Raw genomic sequence first — 21056 nt, 5'->3', positions numbered from 1 at the left:
CTGCTGAGTGTCGACTCCATCGTGCCCGTCATGTCAACCGTCTGCCCTCACGGGCGAGGTGTGGGCATGCCGCGACTGCGCAGATCCTCGACGAACCGTTGCACCAGCGTGTCGGCCGGTGCGCCGACCATCACGACGACGGTGCGCTGCAGGGGCGGTGTCAACGGCCTGACAATTCCGGGGAACCGGGGCGGCAGTGCGGTCACCGGAACGAGCGCGATGCCGAGCCCTGCGTGCGCGAGTTGAGCTGCGGTAGTGGAGTTCCGAGTGTGGGTGACCGCCTCGAGGACAACGCCGTGAGACGCGGCGACGGCATCGAACCACGCTCGTAGACCGTTGGAGGGGTGATAGTGCACAACGGGCCTCCCGGCCAGCTCGTGCCACGAGACGGCATCGGAATCGGCGAGGTCGAGGCCTTCCGGTACGACGGCGACGACGTCCTCGGTACCGAGGTCGACGACGGTGCCCGCGTAGCGTTCGGATGCCGGACCGACTGCCAGGTCGACGTCACCGTTCGTCACCGCATCCGCCATCGCATCGGCACTGGCGAACTCGGTCAGGTCCAGAGAGACAGTGCGGTACTTCCTGGTCCAGGCTCGCAGGGTCGGCGCGAGCAGCGGAACGGTCAGACTCTCCGCGCAGGCCAGCCGGAGTCTGCCCTCGGTGCCGGCGGCCAGCGCTCTCCCCGTCGTGAGAACGCGATCTGCCGCTGCGAGGGTTGCCCTCGCATCGGCCAGGACGGCGCGGCCGGTGGGCGTCGGGCGCACCCCTCGCGGTAGGCGCTCCAGCAGGGGCGTTCCGATCTCCGCCTCCAATGACGCCAGCTGGTGGGACAAGGCGGGTTGCGACAGATGTAACCGGGCGGCACCGGCCGTGATCGACCCGGCGTCGGCCACGGCGACGAAGCATTCCAGGGCTCGCAAGGTCGGCACCAGCAGAGGCTATGTGACGCGGGAGCTCTGCGACGTGGCAGGCAGGGTCATCCGACCTGTACGCCGCACGCATACATCGTCGTGCGGAGCACGAATGCTGCTTCGGCGCCGATGATCTCGGCGACGAGGGTCAGGTAGCGCTCGACGAAGGCACCGCCGTGCGCGGGTTCGCGTCGATCGTCGGGATCGCCGGGTTCGAGGTGGTGCGCGATCTCGTGCAGCAGCACCATCTCGCGGAGTGCCCACGCTCGACCGCGCACGTGCAGCGGGACGGCGATGGTGGCGGAGTCGGCCTCGTAGTGAGCGGCTCCCGCTCCGGAACGAGCCCGAACGCGCACGGGAATCGACGCCCGCGGCCATTCGCGCCGGATCCATGACAACTCGCATACGGCGTCGACGTACGCCTGGACGGAGTCGAGCGAGGCGAACCGTCGTTCGACGGGAAGCGTGACCGTCGAACCGTGGATCTCGATCGTCCGCAGTCCACGCTCGTCCGCTCGGTCGAACATGGTCCGCACCTGCTGCTCGGCGTCGTAGACGCGAGAACGTTGGGCGTCCCGGGTCATCGCTCCAAACGCCCTCGGGCGCCGCCGATCTCGGGCTGATTCCCCAACCGGGCACGTCGCCCGGCGTGATCGCCCGCTCGGCGTGCTTCGGCGGAGTACGAGTTGCTCGCGCTCCCCCGCCAGGTTCCCCTGGCGGTGGATTCCGCGGCGTAGAAGTCGCGTAGCTCGATCTCCTTGTCGCGCAGTACCATCGCGGTACCGGCCTGCGGTGCCTCGAGAGCCACCACCTCGGCCTCGGCTTCCTTCCGCACCGCGGCCAGGCGTTCTCCGACGCGGTGCGCGAACGCTGTCTGGAACTCGAGTCGCGCCGTGACACCGGCCAGGGGCTTGCGCTCGACGGTGCGATACCGGCGACGCCCTCGCACCACGATCACTTCTCGGTCGACGGTGGCGTCGCGATGCGCACCCGACGAGATGTAGGCGTCGCTCGCTCGCACCATCTGCACGAGGAGGCTGGCGTACAGAGCCTGGCAGGTATCGATGTCGGTGTCGAAGCCGTACGCGAACACCTGCGTGGACGACTGGGCGACATCGCACTGGACGTCGTTGGCGCGGGCGATGGCCACGAACAGCAGAACGTAGGTGCGCAGTCCCTTCTTACCGGGCTCACCGATGGGAACGATCCGCTGCACCGGCGTCGCACGCTTCTCCCGGGACGCGGTGTGCGAGCGTGCGACGGCGAGATCAATCGACGCGGCGGTGGCCAGCCGCTGCGCCGCCTCCATGAACGCTTCGGCCTCGTGGGGGTTGTCCGTCGACTCCGCCTGTCGCAGAAGCCCTCCGATGCGGGCCACCATCTTGTCCGAACTCACCGGTGCCCCTCCACCGATCCGCAGAACGCGTCGATCCGTCGGCGCACCGATGTCGCGCCGATCGCATCCGCACGCTCGCGCGCCGAGCGCACGGCCCGGTCGGACACCCTGCCGGTGCGGGCATGGTCGATACGAAGCCCGAGGTAGGCGTCCTCCGCACTCCAGGCTGCGTAGCCCCGCTGGAGGTGGAGGCGCCGCGCCGCGTGGAGGTGGCGTCCTGCGCGCTCGAGATGGCCGGCAGTGAGGGACATGTCGGCGAGGTGGTGGTGGACGACGCCGAACGTGGCGGGAGACATCGACACCGACAGCTGGGCGAACGGGAGCAGCCGGGAGTGGATGTCCTCGCACACCGCGACGTTGCCGACACCGGCCGCCGCGCGCCCGATGAAGGCCATGGTCATCAACCAGAGAAGGCCTGCGGGCACGGCGGCGATGCGCTGAGCGTCGTACCAGTCCATCAACCGCCGGGCCTCCTCCACCTCGCCCACGTCGAGGTGGGCGATCGCCACCGCCGGGCGGAACGCTGCGATCAAATCGAACATGGTGGCCATCTCGTCGCTTATTCCGACGAAGTAGGACAGATCGCCGCGGAACATGCGCAGCGCGAGGATCGACGTGTGGTCGCGGCCGTACGTGTGGCTGCCGACGGGCGCATCGGGTGGTGTCCGGATACGGTCCAGCACGGCTTCCGCCCGCACCAGACGCCCTGCCGTGACGTCGAGCCCGAAGCGCGAACACGCCATGACCCAGGACATCTCGTCGTCGGCAGCGATGTCCGCCGACGTGACCGCCGCGAGTGTCGACGCCGCACGGTCCAGGTACCCGAAGTCCACCTGGGAGCGAGCCTGGACCGCGGCCACGGACGGGTCCCGACGACGCAGGGGTGACGTCGCGCGTAGGTCGTCGAGCCGTGTCAGTGCTTCGTGTCGGAGGTCCCAACACTGCGGCACGAGCAGGGACCGCAGCATCGCGACGAGTGCACCTTCGAGGGCCGCACCGTCGCCGACCGAGTGCGCGATCGCCGCGGAACGCTCGAGGAGACGCCGCCGCTCCTTCCAGTCGTCGTTCCAACTCAGCTCCGTCGCCAACTGCGTCAACAGCCTCGAGGCCTCGGGACCGTCCTGACGGCCGGTGTCCTCGAGAATGTGCAACGCCTCCTGCAGGCTGTGCACTCGCTCGGGAAGCGGCTCGAAGATCTGGAACAGCGTCGCGCCGTCCATGGTGTCGGCGAGGGTCGCGCTGATCTGGAGATCGTGCAGGCCCAGACGGCGCGCCATGGCGATGGCGTCGAACAGGGTCGAACGATACGAGCGATCGAGGCATTTGCGTTGTGCCCGAACGAGATCGACGAGCAACCGACAACGCTCCTCAGAATCCCCGCGTGGGACCATCCTGCGCAGCGCGATCCGGTAGCCCGACACGGCGTCCTCGTAGGCGGAGACCGCGTAGGCGCTGTCCCCTGCGCGCCGTGCATAGTGCGCTGCCTCGGATCGGTCGGAATCGAGGGACCGGCCGAAGTGATACGCGATGCGTCCCAGCTCGTCGGCGGTGGTGTCGGCGCCGAGCGCGATCAGCGCGCGCGCCACGTCGGAGTGCAGCTGTGCGCGGCGTGCGCCCGGAATGGAATCGTGAATGTCCTTCTGTACCAATGCATGCCGCATCGTCAGGTCGTCGTCCGTCTCGCCGGCGATGACGAAGTTGACTCGCGCCAGTTCGTCCAGGGTCTCGGCGAATCGGATGTCGTCGGGGATCGTCGATGCGGCGCGCAGGACCGGCCGCGGAATGGTCGAGCCGAGGACGGAGCACAGTTCCAGCAGTGTCACCGCGTCGCAGCTGAGCGTGCTTCTGGCGATCCGGACCGCGTCGGCGACGGTGTCGGGTATCGATCCGCCCGGCTCCCGTTCGTGCGCCGCCAGCACGGCGGCGATGAGAAGGGCGGACCCGCCGGTGCGCTCCACCAGGGCATCGGCGTCGAACGGAGACTGTCGCCCTCGTACGAGGTCCCGCACGGCTGCGACGGAGAGACCGCCCAGCCTGATCTCGCGGTAGCCCTCGGTGCGGCGCGCGGCGGCGAGGGTCGACTGCAGTTCGGGGGATCTGTGGTTCTCGTCGCGGACCCCCACCATGATGCATAGCCGCCTGCCCGGGGTCTCGCGAGCCAGGTGTCGGATCAGTGTGGAGGTGGCGCCCGAGGCCCACTGGACATCGTCGATCACGAGCAGGGTGGAGCCGCGGCGAGCCGGTCCGACGAGCCATTCCGTCACGGCCTCCGCGGCGCCGGCCCGGTCGTCGTGCCCGTGAGCGGGAATGAGATCGCCGAAGCGCCGGGCGGCACCGGGGACGATGCTGAGAATATTCGTTCCGTTCTCCCGCAACCACTCTCGCGCTCCGGCGACGCCTCGCGCATCGAGATCCCGGCTCACGGCGTCGACCAACGGCTCGTACGGGATGACGGCATGCTCACCGCAGCGGCCCGCGACCACGTCCATCCCGCGTCGACGGCCGAGGTCTCTCGCCGCGCGCATCAGGGACGTCTTTCCGACGCCGGCCGGCCCGGACACGACGACGAACCGCCCGTGACCCGCTGCCGCCGACTCCAACGCAGAGCCGATCTCGGTCATCTCACGCTCACGACCGACGAATTCCCGACCGACAGCGCGCTGCTCGACGGGCCGAGCGGTCGCCGCCTCGTCGTCGAGTGCCTCGAGGAACAGCTCTCGGGTGGCGGGGGACGGATCGACTCCCAGTTGCTCGGCCAACACCGTGCGACACCGGGAGGCCGCGCCGAGTGCCTGGGCGCGATCACCGAGCCCCATGTAGCCGCGCATCGCCACCCGGTACGCACTCTCGCGCAGCGGATCCGCGGCCAGAAGCGACTCCGCGGACGAGACGGCGTTGTCGAACTCGCCGAGTTCGAGGGAGGCCGACGCGTCGAGTTCGAGCGCGGTGAGGCGAAGGATGTCGAATTCGGTGCGGATGCCGTCGGCCCAGTTGCCGGTCGCTCCCACCAGGACGGGCTCGTTGAGTATGTGCAGGGCGCGACGTGCGTCGTGAGCCTGCTGTGACGGCGACGCGTCGTTGCGGTGGCAGGCGGCGCGGGCCGTCTCCAGGTCCACGTCGGTGTCGGGGGGGAGGACGAGACGCACCATGCCCGACCGGGAGGTGACGGAGCTTCCGGCGATATCCGCCGCGTCGAGAACGTCGCGCACCTTGGAGATGACGCCGCGGAGGACGGATTTCCACGTGCGGGGACGAGCGTCCGGCCACAGGAGAAGTGCGAGTTCGTCGAGCGGAACGTCCCGGTGTCGATTGACTGTCAGGTATGCGAGGACCTCGACGCATCGAGGGCCGCCGACGATACGCGGATCCACCACGCGGGTACCTCGTGCGACGCTGATCTGCCCGACCAGGCGAATGGTCGCAGGGAGGTCGTTCGTCACCGTTCGAGTCTATTCGCACGGCCCGGGTCAGCGACTTTTGCACTTCCTGTGCACGCCTCGAGCACACTCGAGCGAGTAGACGACAACCGACCGACCGGTCGGCGGCGAGAGCTCGGGAGTTCGCATATGGCATTCACCTCCACCACCGTCTGTCTCCTGGCCGGTTCCGTCGCGTCCCGGACCTTCGTGGGATCGACCTACCGTGTGGGGACCTCCCCCGCGCACGGTTCGGTGGACGTCGCCTTCGACGGCATGTTCACCTATTCGCGCACCGCGACGACCGACCGGTGGGCCGATGACCCGGCATCCTTCGGGTCCGACGAGTTCAGCGTCGTCGTCCGGGCCGACGGTCGCGATCTCGCCGAGATCGTGGTGCGGCCACTCCTGTCGACGAGCGCCAGGATGCCCATCACCTCGGTGCGCGTCATGGTCGTCGGTGGGGCCGCCGACGTCTATGACCGCGTGGCTGCATCGGCTCCGCGTCGGCGGCCGCCGTCAGGGAACCTGCGCTCGCTGAACGGCCGACACCGGGTCACCGCCCGGTTCGGTGCCGACCCGAGTAACGAGACCTTCGAGGTCTTCGTCTCCGACGGAGTGAGCGAACGGACGTCGTACGTCCTGGGGGTGTCCGATGCGCCGCTGATCTGGTGATCGACGCGCTCCGCACATGCCGAAGGGCACCGTCCGTCGACCGGATCGGTGCCCTTCGGCAGTAGTGCAGACCTGCTAGTTCTCGTCGGCTCCGACGATGAACGCCTCGAGCTGCTGACGGGCGACATCGTCCGGGAGCTGCTTCGGCGGGCTCTTCATCAGGTACGCCGACGCGGGGACCACGGGTCCACCGATTCCGCGATCCTGTGCGATCTTGGCGGCGCGGACGGCGTCGATGATGACTCCGGCCGAGTTGGGCGAGTCCCAGACCTCGAGCTTGTACTCGAGGTTCAGCGGCACGTCACCGAAGGCGCGGCCCTCGAGTCGGACGTACGCCCACTTGCGGTCGTCCAGCCAGCCGACGTGGTCCGACGGTCCGATGTGGACGTCCTTCGCGTTGAACTCGCGCTGCAGGTTCGACGTGACGGCCTGGGTCTTGGAGATCTTCTTCGACTCGAGCCGGGTGCGCTCGAGCATGTTGAGGAAGTCCATGTTGCCGCCGACGTTGAGCTGCATCGTGCGGTCGAGCTGCACGCCGCGGTCCTCGAACAGCTTCGCCATCACGCGGTGCGTGATGGTGGCGCCGACCTGGCTCTTGATGTCGTCGCCGACGATCGGGACACCGGCATCGGTGAACTTCTTCGCCCACACGGGGTCCGAGGCGATGAAGACGGGAAGCGCGTTGACGAACGCGACCTTCGCGTCGAGGCATGCCTGGGCGTAGAACTTGTCGGCTTCTTCCGATCCGACGGGGAGGTACGAGACCAGGACGTCGACCTTCGCGTCGCGCAGGGCCTGGGCCACGTCGACCGGCTCGGCGTCGGAGATCTCGATGGTCTCCGAGTAGTACTTGCCGATGCCGTCGAGGGTCGGTCCGCGCTGCACGCTGACGGTGCTCGGGGGGACGTCGGCGATCTTGATGGTGTTGTTCTCGCTGGCGAAGATGGCCTCCGACAGGTCGAAGCCGACCTTCTTGGCGTCCACGTCGAACGCGGCGACGAACTCGACGTCGCGGACGTGGTACTTGCCGAACTTCACGTGCATGAGGCCGGGAACGGACACGTTCTCGTCGGCGTCCTTGTAGTACTGCACGCCCTGAACCAGGGACGATGCGCAGTTACCCACGCCCACAATGGCCACGCGCACCGCAGTGCTGTTGTCACTCATGGTCGGGTTCTCCTTCTTTTCCGTATCGGGTGGCCCGAGCAGTCGTGCTGTCCGGGCGATCCACGACCGAGGGGTCGGTCGTGGTTGCGGGCGGAGGACTCTCCGAAGTGACCGCCATTGCCTCGGCAGCGATCAGTTCGTTGAGCCACCGCACTTCGCGCTCGCTCGACTCGAGGCCGAGCTGATGCAATCCGCGCGTGTACCTGTCCAGCGACCCACTTGCTCGGCCGATGGCGTCTCGGAGCCCTTCACGGCGCTCCTCGACTTGACGTCGCCTGCCTTCGAGAATCCGCATCCGCGCCTCAGCGGGGGTGCGCCCGAAAAAGGCCAGGTGTACGCCGAATCCATCATCTGTGTAGTTCTGCGGACCGGTGTCGACCACGAGCTCGGAGAACCGAGTCCGGCCGGCAGGCGTGAGTTCGTAGACGCGACGCGCCCGACGTTTGACGGTGCCCTGGTCACCGGGGTTCTCCACGATCAGCCCGTCCGCCTGCATACGACGCAAGGTGGGGTAGAGCGAACCGTACGAGAAGGCCCGGAAGGCACCGAGAAGGCCGGTGAGGCGTTTACGGAGCTCGTAGCCGTGCATGGGTGTTTCCAAGAGCAGGCCGAGGATCGCGAGTTCGAGCATGTGCGTCCTCCTTACCTGTCCGTCCCTGGTCCGCGTCACGATGACGCTCCTCGACTATAACCGCCACATGTATCGGCGCGATATATGGGGGTACACGTAACCCCCGCGCACACTCACAGGGCTCCGCGACGGTTCAGGGGCGGTAGGGCACGGTCCGGATCACGTCGCCCTCCAGACCGGTCTGCAGATATCCGCCGCGGCCGTCGGCGTCGGCGGCGTAGACGAGCACCTCCGGGGTCCCCGTGTTACGCGCGAGGACGTGTGTCACCGAGGCGCCCGGTCGCTCGACCGCCGCCGCGGCGGTGGCCATGGACTCGGCGAGTCGCGCGGTATCGATGAGGGAGAAGTCGAACGGCAGGTACCCGGCCTCCAGCAGATCGGTGTCCGCCGACACCGCGAATCCGCCGTCGACGCTCACATCGCGGGTACGGCCGTCCTCGACGCGGGTCAGGCTCGCACGTCCCTCCGCCGGGAACATGGTCAGATCGGTGATCATCGGGTCGGCGAAGCGCGCGAGGTAGCGGTCACGGAAGTCGGCCAGCCCGCCCGCCGTCGTGAAGTCGAACGGCACCGCCACGATGGGCTCGACCTGCTCCGCAGCGATCATGCCGGGCGACGGCGCGGTCGGGCCGGAATCACGGATCCCGAGCACCACCGCCGTCGTCACGACCGCCAGGACGACGACGGCCCCGAGCATCAAGGGGCGACGTCCCGTGGGTTCTTCTCGGACGGGCGCAGGCTTCGGCTCCGGCAGCGGAACGTCGGCCTGCAGGTCACCCGCCAGGAGCTGAAGATCTCCCAGAGTGACTGCTGTCCGCGCAGCATCGGTTCGCAGCCGGTGCTCGTCGTACGTCACTTGACCGTCGGCGTAGGCGTTGTCCAGCGCTGTCGCGACGAGGGCGCGATCGATGTCGCGTGCTCGAGTGGCCCGGTGAACTCGACTCACTGCGACCTTCCTACTTCGCCGGATCGAACGGGTAGACGCGGAGGAAGTCGCCCGACAGTGTGGCGTCGAATCGACCGTCTTCGTTCGCGCCCTCGTCGCTCGCGTAGAGACTGATGGACGGACCGCTCTCGTCGGCGCGAAGGAAGAGGTACATCGAATCGATGTGATCGATGTTCAGGCTTTCGCCGGCGCCCAGAACCAGCCCGCCGAGCACGCCGGGGCCCAGGTCGGCGAGGTCGACGGTCGCCGCGTCCCGATCCCTGTCCGCGTCGTCGGACTGCCTCCACTCACCGTCGCGGTACTGATAACGCTGTTCCCGACCCGGATTGTCGGGACTCGGCGCGCTCAGCAGCGCGTACTCGGGATAGAACATCAGCTCGTCGACGACGGTGGTTCCGAGCAACGCTTCCGTCGACGCCACGATCTCGTCCATCGCGCGGGGTTCGAGGTAGCCGGCCGGGCCGTAGGTGCCGGTGGCGCTCTCGTCGGACGCACAGGCACGGACACCGACGAAGATCACTGCTCCGACGGCGACGAGCACGCCCCATCGGACGAGCGCTCCGACCACGCTGGGTCGACCTCGTCGCGAGAGCGAGGCCACGGCAGCACCGGGTGATGCGATCGGCGCGAGATCCGTCTCACCCTGAAGGTCGTCGATCAGATAGTGCAGGTCCGCCAGTGTCGCCGCATCGGTGGCGAGAGCGATGCGTGAGGAGTGCTCCTCGGCGTCGATCTGACCCTCCGCGAGCGCGAGGTCCAACGCGGCGCACGCAGCGACTCTGTCCTGGTCACGGGCGCGGATCGCCAGGGAACCCTTCAGCGGCATCGGCAGATGATAGGTGCGTTCACGGGTTTCCGACAGAGGTGGCTCGGCGCACTCCTCACAGATGGCCGGTGCGGGGTTGGCCCCCACCCCTGTCCGCGGGCGCACGTACTCTGGTCACCGTGCGATCACAACGGCAGGTGGTGGACTACGCGTTGCAGCGCAAGTCGCTGCTCGCCGAGGTCTACTCGGGACGAACGGCGATGGCTCAGGTCTGCGACGCGGACCCCTACCTGCTCAGGGCGGCCAAGTTCCACGGTCGCCCGTCGACGGTGGCGTGCCCCATCTGCCGCAAGGAGCAGCTCACGCTGGTCTCCTGGGTGTTCGGAGACAAGCTCGGCACGATGAACGGTTCTGCACGTACCGCGGAGGAACTTCTCCGGCTCGGTGCGAGCGAGGAAGAATTCACCGTTCACGACGTCGAGGTCTGCCGCACCTGCAGCTGGAATCACCTCGTCCAGTCGTACGTGCTGGGTGTCGTGCCGGCTCCGGGGCGCCCCCGAACACGTTCGACGAGTCGCCGACGCACGGCCAGTGAGTGACGCGGGTCGGTAGTCGGCGGTACCGTCCGTCGGTGGCATCGCCACGATCCGGACAGGACTGCCGCCCGACCCTCTCGATGTGGTCTTCGAACCCCGACGCGCAAGCGCCGTTCACGCCGAACGGTCCTGTGCGTCCCGACAGTGGAGTACGTCAGTGAGTTCCCCCTACGGCAATTCCCGAGACGACCGTCCCGAGCGACCCTCGGCCCGGCACGGTCGCCCCGACGGTCCGGGAGAGCCACCACAGCGCGGGCGGCCGAACATCGAGCCGCCTCGACCTCCGCAGCAGCGACCCTCCGGGCCGCCTCCCCCGCGCGCTCCGAGGATGGATCCGCCCAGCTGGCCGCCCCCGGAGCGCGGCCGGCCCGCAGGCCCCGCGTACGGAACGGGCAACAGGCCCTCGTACGACGATCGCGGCCCGGACACGACGCAGATCCCGCCGACCGCGCCGCCGCCGGGCTCCCGAGCTTTCTCGCAGCCCCGGCCGTACACGGACAGTTACGAGTCGAGCGACTCACCGCGATCCCGACCCTTCGCGTCGCATTCACGCGACGACGCGGACACGGGTCCGGATCGGTTCGGTGGAGGACCCACCGAACCGCCATCAGGAGGTAGTGCGACGAAGACGAAGAAGAAGTCGAAGTGGAAGGTCGTCCGGCGCTCGCTGTACGGCTTGATCGCACTCGGCATGGTCGTTCCCATCCTCGTGTTCATGGTCGCGTACGTCATCGAGGACGTCCCTCGTCCCGGTGACATCAAGACCAACCAGGTCGCCACGATCCTCGCCTCGGACGGCACGTCCGTCCTCGGCACGGTGGTCCCTCCCGAGGGCAACCGCACCGACGTCGAGATCGGGCAGATTCCCGAGCACGTCCGTAACGCGGTGCTGTCCGCGGAGGACCGCGACTTCTATTCGAATCCGGGCTTCTCCGTCACCGGTTTCGCCCGCGCGGCACGCGACAACGTCCTCGGACGTGACAGCGCCGGCGGCGGATCGACCATCACGCAGCAGTACGTGAAGAACGCCCTGGTCGGGTCCGAGCGGACCCTGACCCGCAAGATGCGCGAGTTGGTCATCTCCTCGAAGATGGCTCGTCAGTGGACCAAGGACGACATCCTCGCCGCCTACCTCAACACCATCTACTTCGGCCGAGGTGCCTACGGCATCGCCGCGGCGTCGAAGGCCTACTTCGACAAGCCCGTCGAGCAGCTCAGCGTCGAGGAGGGCGCGGTCCTGGCCGCGACCATCCAGCAGCCGTCGGGTCTGGATCCGGAGAACAATCTCACGGGTGCGCAGTCCCGGTGGAACTACGTCCTGGACGGCATGGTCACCATGGGTGCGCTCGACCAGACGCAGCGTCAGGCCATGCAGTACCCGCAGTGGCGACCGCTCGCCTCCGTGGACAGCGGTGACGCCGCCGACGCCGGTCCCAACGGCCTGATCAAGAACCAGGTCCTCAAGGAACTGACCGCGTCCGGCATCAGCGAGCAGGATCTGAACACCGCCGGCCTGCAGGTCACCACCACGATCGACCCGAGGGATCAGCAGGCAGCCATCGATGCCGTGAACTCGAACATGGAGGGCGAGTCACCGGAGCTGCGGACGGCGTCGGTCTCGATCGACCCGCGCACCGGTGCGGTCCGTTCGTACTACGGCGGAGCGGACGGTCGAGGCTTCGACTTCGCGCAGTCCGGCCTGCAGACCGGATCGTCGTTCAAGGTGTTCGGACTGGCGGCCGCGCTCGACCAGGGAATCCCGCTGTCACAGATGTACGACAGCTCCCCGCTGACGGTCAACGGCATCTCGATCGGCAACGTCGAAGGCGAATCGTGCGGCACGTGCACCATCGCCGAGGCACTGAAGCGATCACTGAACACCAGCTTCTACCGCTTGCAGCTCAGTCTCGACGGCGGCCCGCAGGCCGTCGCGGACATGGCGCATCGCCTCGGCATCCCCACCGAGGTGGAGGGCATCGGTGAGACCCTCACCGAGCCGAACGATGCAGGCCCGAACAACGGCATCGTGCTGGGTCAGTACCAATCCCGCGTCATCGACATGGCCAGCGCGTACGCGACGCTCGCCGCGTCGGGCACCTATCACGCTCCGCACTTCGTGCAGAAGGTCGTCACGGCAGACGGCACGGTGCTCCTCGATCGCGGCGCCGAGCCCGGCGAGCAGCGCGTCGATCCGAATGTCGCCGACAACGTCACCGCCGCCATGCGTCCCATCGCCGGCTACTCCAACGGCCACAACCTGGCCGAGGGTCGACAGTCGGCAGCGAAGACCGGAACGGCGCAGCTCGGCGACACGGGCGAGAACAAGGACGCCTGGATGGTCGGGTACACCCCGTCACTCGCGACCGCCGTCTGGGTGGGTACCGAGCAGGGACTCCCGTTGCAGAACAGCTACGGCGGCCCCATCTACGGCTCGGGGCTCCCGTCCGACATCTGGAAGGACACCCTCGACGCGTCTCTGGAGGGCACTCCCGTCGAGACCTTCCCGGCACCGGGCGCCATCGCAGGACAGGCCGGTGTGCCGCAGTACTCGGCACCCGCCGCGCCGACTCGGACCGCCGCACCGGTGACGACGGTGGAGACACCGACGTCGGAGGCTCCCGAGCCTGTGGCGCCGCCGGTCGTCGTACCGTCGCAGGTCGAGATCCTGCCCGGCATCACGATCCCCGTGCCGGGGCTCGCGCCCGCGGCGACGACCCAGCCGACGCCCGAGACGGCGCCGGATGACGGGGCTACGCCTCAGCCGGCCGCACCGCCGGGCCGATAGGGGTGCCGGGCAGTCCGGAGGACGAGGAGCTCTTGGCCAGTCCGGGTGAGCTGGCGCAGGATCGCCGGTCCGCTCGGAGACGGGACCGCCCGAGTCTGACGGATCCGATGGTCGGGGAACTGTCCTCGGTGGTCGGCGGTCCCATCGGCAAGCACGCGCTGGTGGGGCGCCAACGTCACATCACGCCGCTGCGCGTGATCTTCGCGTTCACGGTGGTGTTCCTGGCTCTCGGATGGTTCGGCAAGGCGGCGTGCATCCAGCAGGCCCCCATCGGTCCCGGCGGGGAGCTGGGTCTGGACTGGAGTGGCAGCCGGCAGTACGTCGCGATGTGTTACTCGGACGTGGTGCCGCTGTACGGCGCGGAACGCCTCGATCAAGGCGCCTTCCCGTACAAGAAGTCGTGGGAGGACACGGGTTCCGACGGCTCGATCATCACGCGGTACATGGAGTATCCGGTGGTGGCCGGCATGTACCAGTACGTGTCGATGCAGATCGCGCACGCGTGGTCGGCGGTTCCGTGGCTCCCGCAGGCGCTGACGGTGGCGCTGTACTTCAACGTGGTGGCGTTCGGGTCCGCACTCGCGTGGATCGTGACGATCTGGGCGACGACGATGCTGGCGGGACGCCGAGTGTGGGACTCTGCTCTGGCCGCGTGCTCGCCGCTCGTCATCGTGCACGTCTTCACCAATTTCGACGCTCTCGCAACAGCATTCGCGGCGGGAGGCATGCTCGCATGGGCGCGCCGCCGCCCGGTGCTGGCGGGCATCCTGCTCGGCATCGGCGGCGCCACCAAGCTGTACCCGCTGTTCCTGCTGGGTCCGCTCCTGGTGCTGTGTCTGCGTACCGGCAACCTGCGTGACTGGACTCGTACCGCGGCCGCGGCCGTTTCGGCGTGGGTTCTGATCAATCTTCCGATCGCACTGCTCTTTCCGCGGGGGTGGTCGGAGTTCTTCCGCCTGAACTCCGACCGTGGTGCCGATCCGGACTCGATCTACAACGTCGTCCGATCCTTCACCGGCTGGTCGGGTTTCGACGGTCCGCTCGCGCCCGGTGAGAAGCCGGTACTCCTCAATCTGGTCACCGCGGTGCTCTTCATCGCCGCGTGCGCTGCCGTCGCCTACGTGGGGATGACGGCGCCGAGGCGCCCGCGCCTGGCGCAACTCGGATTCCTCGTCGTCGCGGGCTTCCTGCTGACGAACAAGGTGTGGAGTCCCCAGTACTCGCTGTGGCTCGTCCCGCTCGCGGTGCTCGCACTCCCGCATCGTCGAATCCTGTTGGCGTGGATGACGATCGACGCGCTGGTCTGGGTTCCGCGGATGATGTACTACCTCGGAGTGTCGAACAAGGGACTGCCCGAGCAGTACTTCACCACCACGGTGGTGTTCCGCGACCTGGCGGTCGTCGCGCTCTGTGTCCTGATCGTCCGGCAGATCTACCGTCCGGTGGACGACCTGGTCCGCAGTAGTGGCGACGACGACCCGGCCGGCGGCGTCCTGGACGGAGCGCCCGACAGCTACCCGGCATGGGTCCCCGCCTCTCTGCGTCCACGTCCCGTCGCGGTGCCTGTTCCGGAACACGTGCCGGCACCTAGGGCACCACGGTCACCGGCCACCGACCCAATTTGACCAGGCGCACGGCGACGGACCCGAAGATGCGGTGACCCGCCGACTCCGAGGTTCCCACCACGATGGCGTCGGCACGCAGTTCGTCGCCCACGGCCGCCAGTCCCATCGCAGGATCACCGCGGAACGTGCGGAACTCCCAGTCGACGTGCTGGTGCTCGCCGAACCGCACGACGTGGTCCCGGATCTCTCCGAGCAACTGGTCGGCGACCTGGGTACCCGAGTCGTAGACGACGCCGCTCGCCTGCGCGAATGCGCCGGCGGCGAGAGTCTGCACGTAGACGAGAACGAGTTTCGAGTTCTGCCGTCGTGCGGACCCCGCTGCGTAGGCGGCGGCGCGCCACGACGAGTCCGTACCGTCGAGCCCGACGACGATGAGCTTGGGGCCGTCGACGCCGTACTCGAAACCGGTAGATTCGTTTGACGAGGTCACGATCTCAGAGTACGTCCGGCCTCAGGACAAGTACGGGCGGAGCTGCGGAAGCGCCTCTCCTGCGTGCTTGGCGTTGATGCCGTCACCGATGGCCTGGAGCTTCCACTCACTGCCTGCGCGGTAGACCTTCGCCATGACCAGGCCCGTGAACGGCATCCCGCCCTGCAGCGTGAAGCGGGCGAGCTCGGTGTTGATCGTGTTGTCGACGAGCCTGGTGAACGCGTTCGCCACCTGCTCGAACGTCTGACCGCGGTAGGAGGTGACGATGAAGACGATGGCGCTGATGTGCGCGGGCACCCTGGTCAGGTCGACGGTGATCACCTCGTCGTCACCCTCGCCCTCACCGGTGAGATTGTCACCCTGGTGGACGATCGAACCGTCCTTCGACGTCAACTGGCCGAAGTAGACGACGTCGGCGTGCTTGTCGCCCGAGAACATCAACGCCGACGCGTCGAGGTCGATGTCCGCGCTGCGGCCGCCGCCGAAGAAGCCCGCCTTCTTGATCGGGTCCCAGCCGAGACCCATGCGGATCGCGGTGAGGGCGACGCCGCCGTCCTTCTTCAGCGTCACCTTCTGGCCCTTGGACAGGCTGACCGGGCGCGACTTCGTGAGGCTGACCTCGGGCGGACCTGTCGGTGCGGGTGCCGGCGCACTCGCGACCGGTGCCGGTGCCGGGGTCGGCGCCGGCGGCGGTGTGGGGGCAGGAGCCGCAACCGGTGGCGCAGCGGGGGCCGGTGCCGAAGGAGCGTCGTCGACGGACACGCCGTGATCGCGCACCAGCGCCTCGAACCCACCGGCGTATCCCTGGCCGACAGCGCGCACCTTCCAGCCGTCGCCTCGGCGGTAGAGCTCGAGGGCGATGACGATGGACTCCGAACTGAGTCCGTCGATCGTGTACGAGTACAGCGTCGATCCGGTTCCGCCGTCGATGACGTGCGCAGTAGGGGCGGAGGAGCGGCCGAAGCTGCTCGACGCGTCGTCGAGGGTGATGACGACGCGGATCTGGGTGATGTCGGCCGGAACGGATGCGAGTGTCACGGCAACCTCCGCCGGACCGTTCTGTCCCGGCACCAGCTGTACGCCAGGTCCCGTGGGCTGGTTGAAGAAGACGAAGTCCGCGTCGGAACGGACCTTGCCGCTGTCGGTGACCAGCAGCGCAGAGATGTCCGCAGGTGCTGTCAGCTCGAGGCCGACGCGAACGGTGGCGGTGGACAGCGGTGCGTTCTGTCCCTTGGTCAACGGCTGTGCAGACACGAATCGTCCTCTTCCACATGCTCGGCTACATCGGGTGCGTGAAACTTCAGCGTACGTGGCGCAATGTCCGATTCAGGTTCGCGTGGAACCAGTCCAGGATCTCCTCGCTGGCCGGGCCGCCGGAGTGCTCGGTCACCACCAGCCCCGGGGCCTGCCACTGCAGTAGTTCGAGCTCTCCGTGCCGGGGGCGGATCGCGGCGTCGGCGCTGCGCAGCATCTCCGCGTCCAGTGCGCCGTCCCCCGCGGCGAGTACCGGCGTCGCCGGATCGAGAGTGCCGTCGTCGATCAGTCGTCGTCGAACCTCGGCGATGGCCCGCGATTTACACACCACGTCGGGCATCGCGTAGATCTTGCGGCCCTGCTGCGACACCCCCCACCCCCGGTCGGCGCACCATCGACCGAAGGTCTCGACGAAGGTCCCCGGTATCGCTGCGACGTCGACGACCAGGTAGCAGAACAGGTCGTCGGCGGTGCGCTGCTTCAGAACCCACGAATCGTCGCCGCGCCGGCGCATCTCGGCCGTCACCTCGTCGAGGGGGGCGGCAGTGTCGGCGACAGCCTCGTCCACGGCCGCACGCCACTGGCGGTCGGGTTCCCCGTCCACGAGAATCGAGGCGCCGTTCGTCGTGATCGCGTGACGCCACGGCGCACCGGGGAGTGTGATGCGTCGGAACTGTTCGACCGTGCGGGTCGTCGTCGGAACGACTGTCGTCGCCGCGGCCAGCTCGGCGAGGAGATCTGCTGCCCGGACCGTCATGAAGGACAGCGGGGCACCCTCGTACATCTCGACACACTGCACCTCGCTCGATCCGCCCTCCGCCAGCGCAGCACGGCTGTAGATCATGGTGCGGTCCAGGTCGGTCGCCACGAGTGCGGTCGTCATTCGGTCCGGCTTCCCACGTCGCGGATCAATCCCATGCAGGCATAGGCCAGGTCGGGCACGACGTCGACGGGAACGCCGCGCGACGATGCCAGCATGCGGATGTGCCGATGGTCGGGGGCATCGGCGTCGCGCACGAGGATCCGCCACGGTACTCGGCGCAGCAGAACCCGAGTAGTCTCTCCGACACCGGGTTTGACGAAGTTCACGGTGGTGATGCCGTACTCGGCCCGTACCTTTTCGACCGAGGCCCAGCCGCTCCACGTCGGAGTCCGGTCCGACCCCTGCACGGTTTCGACGCCGGTGGTCACGTCCGCCCGCACCGCGGGGAAACAGTCGGAGACCTTTTCCAGCAGACGATTCGACACATCGGACGACGCGAGCTCGGAGTAGAACTTCGCTCCGTGGAACTCGCCGGGGCCGATCAACTCGTCGTTCAGGACGGTGCGGGAGACCAGCCCGGACACCGTGGAGTTCAGACAGGCCGACGCGATGAGGAAGTCGTCGCGTGTTCCGTAGGTGGTGACGCAGTGGCCGGGATCGGCCAGTACTGCCAGCCTGTCGTCGAAGCGTGCGCCTCCGGCGTGGTGATACGCCTCGAGTGCGGCAGAGAGCTCCTTGGCGATGGCTCCCTTGCCGGTCCATCCGTCGACGAAGACCACGGACGACGGATCGTGGGCACGCGAAAGATAGTCCAGCGCTGCGGTATCGATGCCGCGGTCCCGCACGATGGACACGGCGTAGTGCGGCCAGTCCAGGCCGTGCACGGCGCGCGCCCACCGACGCATGAGGATTCCGATCGGGGTTCCGGCTCGGGCGAGGGAGGCGAGCACCAGGTGCTCGCCGCGCTCGGCGATCAGCAGGTCGGTGACGACCCCCACGGCAGTGGCCAATCGTGATGCGCTCTCCTCCAGCACCGTGTCGAACAGATCCCGGTAGGCCGCGTCGGGTTGGTACTCGACGGGAAGAGACTCCGCGTAGTGGGCATGCCCCGACTGGATACGGCTCTCGCGTGACTCGGTGTCGGCTTCCAATGCGACATGGGACAGGTCCTGCAGAAGCCAGGAGACCTCGTCGGCGGCGTAGGAACCGAACGCGGGTCCGTGCAGGGGCGTCGTCATCACGCACGCCCGATCAACGAACTCGGATCGGAATGGACGACAGCGACGGTGACGTCGATGCCGGCGCGGGTCAGCGCATCCACCAGACCGTCGGGACCGACGAGCTCGGCGGTGTCGGCGGGAGTGTCCACCACGAGCAGTACCGGTGTCGGCGAGTCCTCGTCGGCGACGCGGGCGTTGTACAGGTGCCGACGCGGTGCGCTCCCGGATTCCGGTGCCACGAAGGAGAACCCGCGTCGCAGCGGGTACCCGGGCACATCGAGCACGTACGCCGGTGATCGTGTGGTGGTCTGGAACAGGGTGGGCGTGCCTCGGTCGGCCAGCGCTCCGGCGATCCGCAGCGGCAGGTACATGAACTCCTCGTGCCCGACGACGACGAGAGGTTCGGGGCCGATTCGGGTAGCGAGGGTATCGGCGACGGCAGTCAGCGCGTGCTCGAACGCAGCGGCGTCGGTGTATCGGAACCCGTGCCGACCACCGTCGGGAACCCCTGCGGGCCAGTCGATGTCGATGCGGGTCACCGATCCGGTACTCACCGCGTCGGGACTCTCGGGGGTGGGCGGGAGCGCCGCGACGGTCTCGACGATGTCGTCGGGCAGGTGCACCGTTCCCGTGGCGAGGGAGACGGAGTCGATGATGACGCCCATCTCGGCCGCGGCCTGCTCGGTGGCACGGCGATGTGCGCCGGTGCGCATGTCGACGAGCGAGGCGATCACGTACCGCGCGCGTGGCGACATGGCGTGCAGGGCTCGGACGGCTTCGAGAGCCGTTGTTCCCGTCGATATCTCGTCGTCGACGAGGACCATCGGGATGTGGGGCGGAAGGTCGAGGTGTGCATCGGCGGGGAGGAGAAGGTGATTCGTCGCATGCGAATGCCCTTCCTCGAACGTGCCGTATATCGGGAAGCCGTCGACCGGCCTGCGGGTGGAGTGGAGGTAGCTCGTCGCTCGTAATCGCGTCGCCACGCAGTGGCCCAGGCCGGTCGCCGTCTCGGCGAATCCCAGGACCACGACACCGTCCTCACTGCCGGTGAGGACGTCGGCGCAGAGCGATCCGAGCAGTTCGCCCGCCGCGATGACGTGCGCGGGTTCCTGCGGGATGTGCTTGCCCAGCACGGTGGACACCAGCAGGTGGGCGCGCTTGGGATTGCGTCGCAGTCCGGGTTGGACCAGATCTCCCACTCGCATGCCGACCGACGAGTTGCCGTGCTCGAGAACCAGTCCCAGTTCGGCTGTCGCCCAGGGCAGTAGCCGGTCCACGGGCCGGCTCATGCGACGTTCCCGCGCGGTCGCGCCAGTGCCTGCATGACGTCGACGAACGAGACGTTCTCGGCGGTCACGCCGAACACCGCGGCGCGGCGCAGTGTCTGTTCGGCCCACGGTCGATGCGGGCCGATCTCGTTCATCTTGTTGCCGTAGCCCGACGCCATGACGCCGCCGCCGCTGGTCGCCGATGCGATGGCCTGCGCGTCTTGATATTCCTCGTGCGTCACGACCGACAACGAGTGCACGGCAGCGACGTGCGACGGGTGGATCACCGTCTTGCCGTGCAATCCGTTGGCCCGATCGAGCGCGACTTCGCGGAGCAGGCCGTCGATGTCGCGGCTGACCAGCTGCTGACGGAAGCGGACGGCGTCGTGTTCGGCGAACGGGGTGGCGCGCAGCATCGGACGGAACAGTCGTTCGTGGTCGGCGAAGTACTCCCACACCGGACCGGTGACGACGAAGCCGGTGCCGTCGCTGCGGCCGAGATGATTGACGACGGCGCCGATGGTGTCGGCGACGACGCGAACGTCGTAGATGGTCAGATCGCGGTCCCGGCGGATACCGAACGCGCTGCTCATGTCGGTCGCTCCGATGCGGACGGCGAGAACCGAATCCCGATGCCGTCCCAACACCTCGCGGGCACCGATCAGTTCGTCGTCGCGTGATTCGCGGTAGACCACCTCGGGCGACTCCACCACCGGCATCACCACCAGGTGTCGCCCGGATGCGGCGGAACGCTCGGAGACGCTGCGGAGGAACGCCTCTCCGCTCTCGGGCCGGAACTTCGGTAACACGAAACCGGTGAGGACTTCGAGTCCCGGGCCCAGCCGGTCGCACACGAAGTGCATGTCGTCCTCGGTGCGGACCCGGACGAACACGGCAGCGTCGGGCGGTGTGTCCGCCAACTCGTCGAGCGCCGCGATCACGGCAGCCCGGGCGATGTCGAGGTCCGCGTCGGCCACGGCGTCCTCGAGATCGAGCACCATCGACCGCGATCCCTCCGCGGCGCGCTTCGTGACGGTCGCGACGAGGCCGGGCCGCGTCGCCGGGATGTAGAGGGTGGCCCCGAGCGCGAGCGCTCGGGTCCTCATGTCACTCGACTCGTCGACCTGTTCGGGGGGCCGGTGGAACAAGTAGTCGAGGGTAGCGGGCTCCAGATGAGAGAAGTGCTGCACTGCAACCCTTTCTG

At 68.1% G+C, this 21056-nt stretch carries 18 protein-coding genes; 4 read left to right on the top strand and 14 right to left on the bottom strand.

Annotation, left to right across the window (positions count from 1 at the left end; translation table 11 throughout):
* Window positions 1-47 precede the first annotated feature (47 nt).
* Genes AC0IX4_RS08780 through AC0IX4_RS08765 form a run of 4 tightly spaced genes read right to left on the bottom strand, consistent with a single transcriptional unit; the run spans window position 48 to window position 5750 of the window.
* Entirely contained in the window at window positions 48-932 is an 885-nt protein-coding gene (locus AC0IX4_RS08780; RefSeq protein WP_471828714.1) for a LysR family transcriptional regulator, read from the bottom strand.
* Window positions 933-979: 47 nt separating this feature from the next.
* On the bottom strand, window positions 980-1498 hold the full coding sequence (locus AC0IX4_RS08775; RefSeq protein WP_471828713.1) for a TIGR04338 family metallohydrolase: 519 nt from the start codon (window positions 1496-1498) through the stop codon (window positions 980-982).
* The gene (locus tag AC0IX4_RS08770; RefSeq protein WP_471828712.1) at window positions 1495-2310 is read right to left on the bottom strand and encodes a DUF2786 domain-containing protein; all 816 of its coding nucleotides are present in this window, start codon (window positions 2308-2310) and stop codon (window positions 1495-1497) included. Before AC0IX4_RS08770 ends, AC0IX4_RS08775 begins: the two co-directional genes overlap by 4 nt.
* Entirely contained in the window at window positions 2307-5750 is a 3444-nt protein-coding gene (locus AC0IX4_RS08765; RefSeq protein WP_471828711.1) for an ATP-binding protein, read from the bottom strand. The genes AC0IX4_RS08770 and AC0IX4_RS08765 overlap by 4 nt, the downstream gene beginning before the upstream one ends.
* A 126-nt stretch (window positions 5751-5876) precedes the next feature.
* Between AC0IX4_RS08765 and AC0IX4_RS08760 the strand changes: the two genes are divergently transcribed.
* Window positions 5877-6401: a hypothetical protein gene (locus AC0IX4_RS08760; RefSeq protein ID WP_471828710.1), complete on the top strand. Its 525-nt coding sequence runs from the start codon at window positions 5877-5879 to the stop codon at window positions 6399-6401.
* Between the two features lie 75 nt (window positions 6402-6476).
* Here the strand turns inward: AC0IX4_RS08760 and AC0IX4_RS08755 are convergent, their stop codons facing one another.
* From AC0IX4_RS08755 to AC0IX4_RS08740, 4 genes are all read right to left on the bottom strand, one after another.
* Window positions 6477-7568, bottom strand: a complete 1092-nt coding sequence (locus AC0IX4_RS08755) for an inositol-3-phosphate synthase (protein WP_042573429.1) — start codon at window positions 7566-7568, stop codon at window positions 6477-6479.
* Window positions 7561-8199, bottom strand: a complete 639-nt coding sequence (locus AC0IX4_RS08750; RefSeq protein ID WP_042573428.1) for a PadR family transcriptional regulator — start codon at window positions 8197-8199, stop codon at window positions 7561-7563. Before AC0IX4_RS08750 ends, AC0IX4_RS08755 begins: the two co-directional genes overlap by 8 nt.
* 133 nt (window positions 8200-8332) lie before the next feature.
* A complete protein-coding gene (locus tag AC0IX4_RS08745) occupies window positions 8333-9145 on the bottom strand; it encodes a DUF1707 SHOCT-like domain-containing protein (RefSeq protein ID WP_471828709.1) in 813 nt (270 codons plus the stop codon).
* Between the two features lie 10 nt (window positions 9146-9155).
* Window positions 9156-9971 (bottom strand): DUF1707 domain-containing protein, encoded by an 816-nt coding sequence (locus AC0IX4_RS08740; protein ID WP_471828708.1) that lies wholly within the window; start codon window positions 9969-9971, stop codon window positions 9156-9158.
* 119 nt (window positions 9972-10090) lie between these two features.
* Here AC0IX4_RS08740 and AC0IX4_RS08735 point away from each other — a divergent pair, with 119 nt between their 5' ends.
* From AC0IX4_RS08735 to AC0IX4_RS08725, 3 genes are all read left to right on the top strand, one after another.
* A complete protein-coding gene (locus tag AC0IX4_RS08735; protein WP_162245394.1) occupies window positions 10091-10510 on the top strand; it encodes a DUF5318 family protein in 420 nt (139 codons plus the stop codon).
* Window positions 10511-11198: 688 nt separating this feature from the next.
* The gene (locus AC0IX4_RS08730; RefSeq protein WP_056074188.1) at window positions 11199-13292 is read left to right on the top strand and encodes a transglycosylase domain-containing protein; all 2094 of its coding nucleotides are present in this window, start codon (window positions 11199-11201) and stop codon (window positions 13290-13292) included.
* A gap of 32 nt (window positions 13293-13324) precedes the next feature.
* Window positions 13325-14917, top strand: coding sequence for a glycosyltransferase family 87 protein (locus tag AC0IX4_RS08725; protein WP_471828707.1), 1593 nt, complete (start codon window positions 13325-13327; stop codon window positions 14915-14917).
* Here AC0IX4_RS08725 and AC0IX4_RS08720 read toward each other — a convergent pair.
* From AC0IX4_RS08720 to AC0IX4_RS08695, 6 genes are read right to left on the bottom strand one after another with little or no spacing between them, the layout of a single operon-like run.
* Complete coding sequence (locus AC0IX4_RS08720) at window positions 14880-15347, bottom strand: universal stress protein (protein WP_042573424.1); 468 nt, start codon at window positions 15345-15347, stop codon at window positions 14880-14882. The two genes, AC0IX4_RS08725 and AC0IX4_RS08720, sit on opposite strands and share 38 nt — an antisense overlap.
* Window positions 15348-15368: 21 nt before the next feature.
* Window positions 15369-16601, bottom strand: a complete 1233-nt coding sequence (locus AC0IX4_RS08715) for a TerD family protein (protein WP_471828706.1) — start codon at window positions 16599-16601, stop codon at window positions 15369-15371.
* A gap of 46 nt (window positions 16602-16647) precedes the next feature.
* Window positions 16648-17484, bottom strand: coding sequence for an HAD family hydrolase (locus AC0IX4_RS08710; RefSeq protein WP_471828705.1), 837 nt, complete (start codon window positions 17482-17484; stop codon window positions 16648-16650).
* Window positions 17481-18602, bottom strand: coding sequence for a cysteine protease StiP family protein (locus AC0IX4_RS08705; RefSeq protein WP_471828704.1), 1122 nt, complete (start codon window positions 18600-18602; stop codon window positions 17481-17483). The genes AC0IX4_RS08710 and AC0IX4_RS08705 overlap by 4 nt, the downstream gene beginning before the upstream one ends.
* Window positions 18602-19873: a phosphoribosyltransferase family protein gene (locus AC0IX4_RS08700; protein ID WP_471828703.1), complete on the bottom strand. Its 1272-nt coding sequence runs from the start codon at window positions 19871-19873 to the stop codon at window positions 18602-18604. The genes AC0IX4_RS08705 and AC0IX4_RS08700 overlap by 1 nt, the downstream gene beginning before the upstream one ends.
* Entirely contained in the window at window positions 19870-21042 is a 1173-nt protein-coding gene (locus AC0IX4_RS08695; protein WP_471828702.1) for an HpcH/HpaI aldolase/citrate lyase family protein, read from the bottom strand. Before AC0IX4_RS08695 ends, AC0IX4_RS08700 begins: the two co-directional genes overlap by 4 nt.
* Window positions 21043-21056 lie beyond the last annotated feature (14 nt).

Source organism: Rhodococcus sp. AC861, from assembly GCF_979256035.1.
This window is presented reverse-complemented; position numbering and strand designations above follow the sequence as displayed.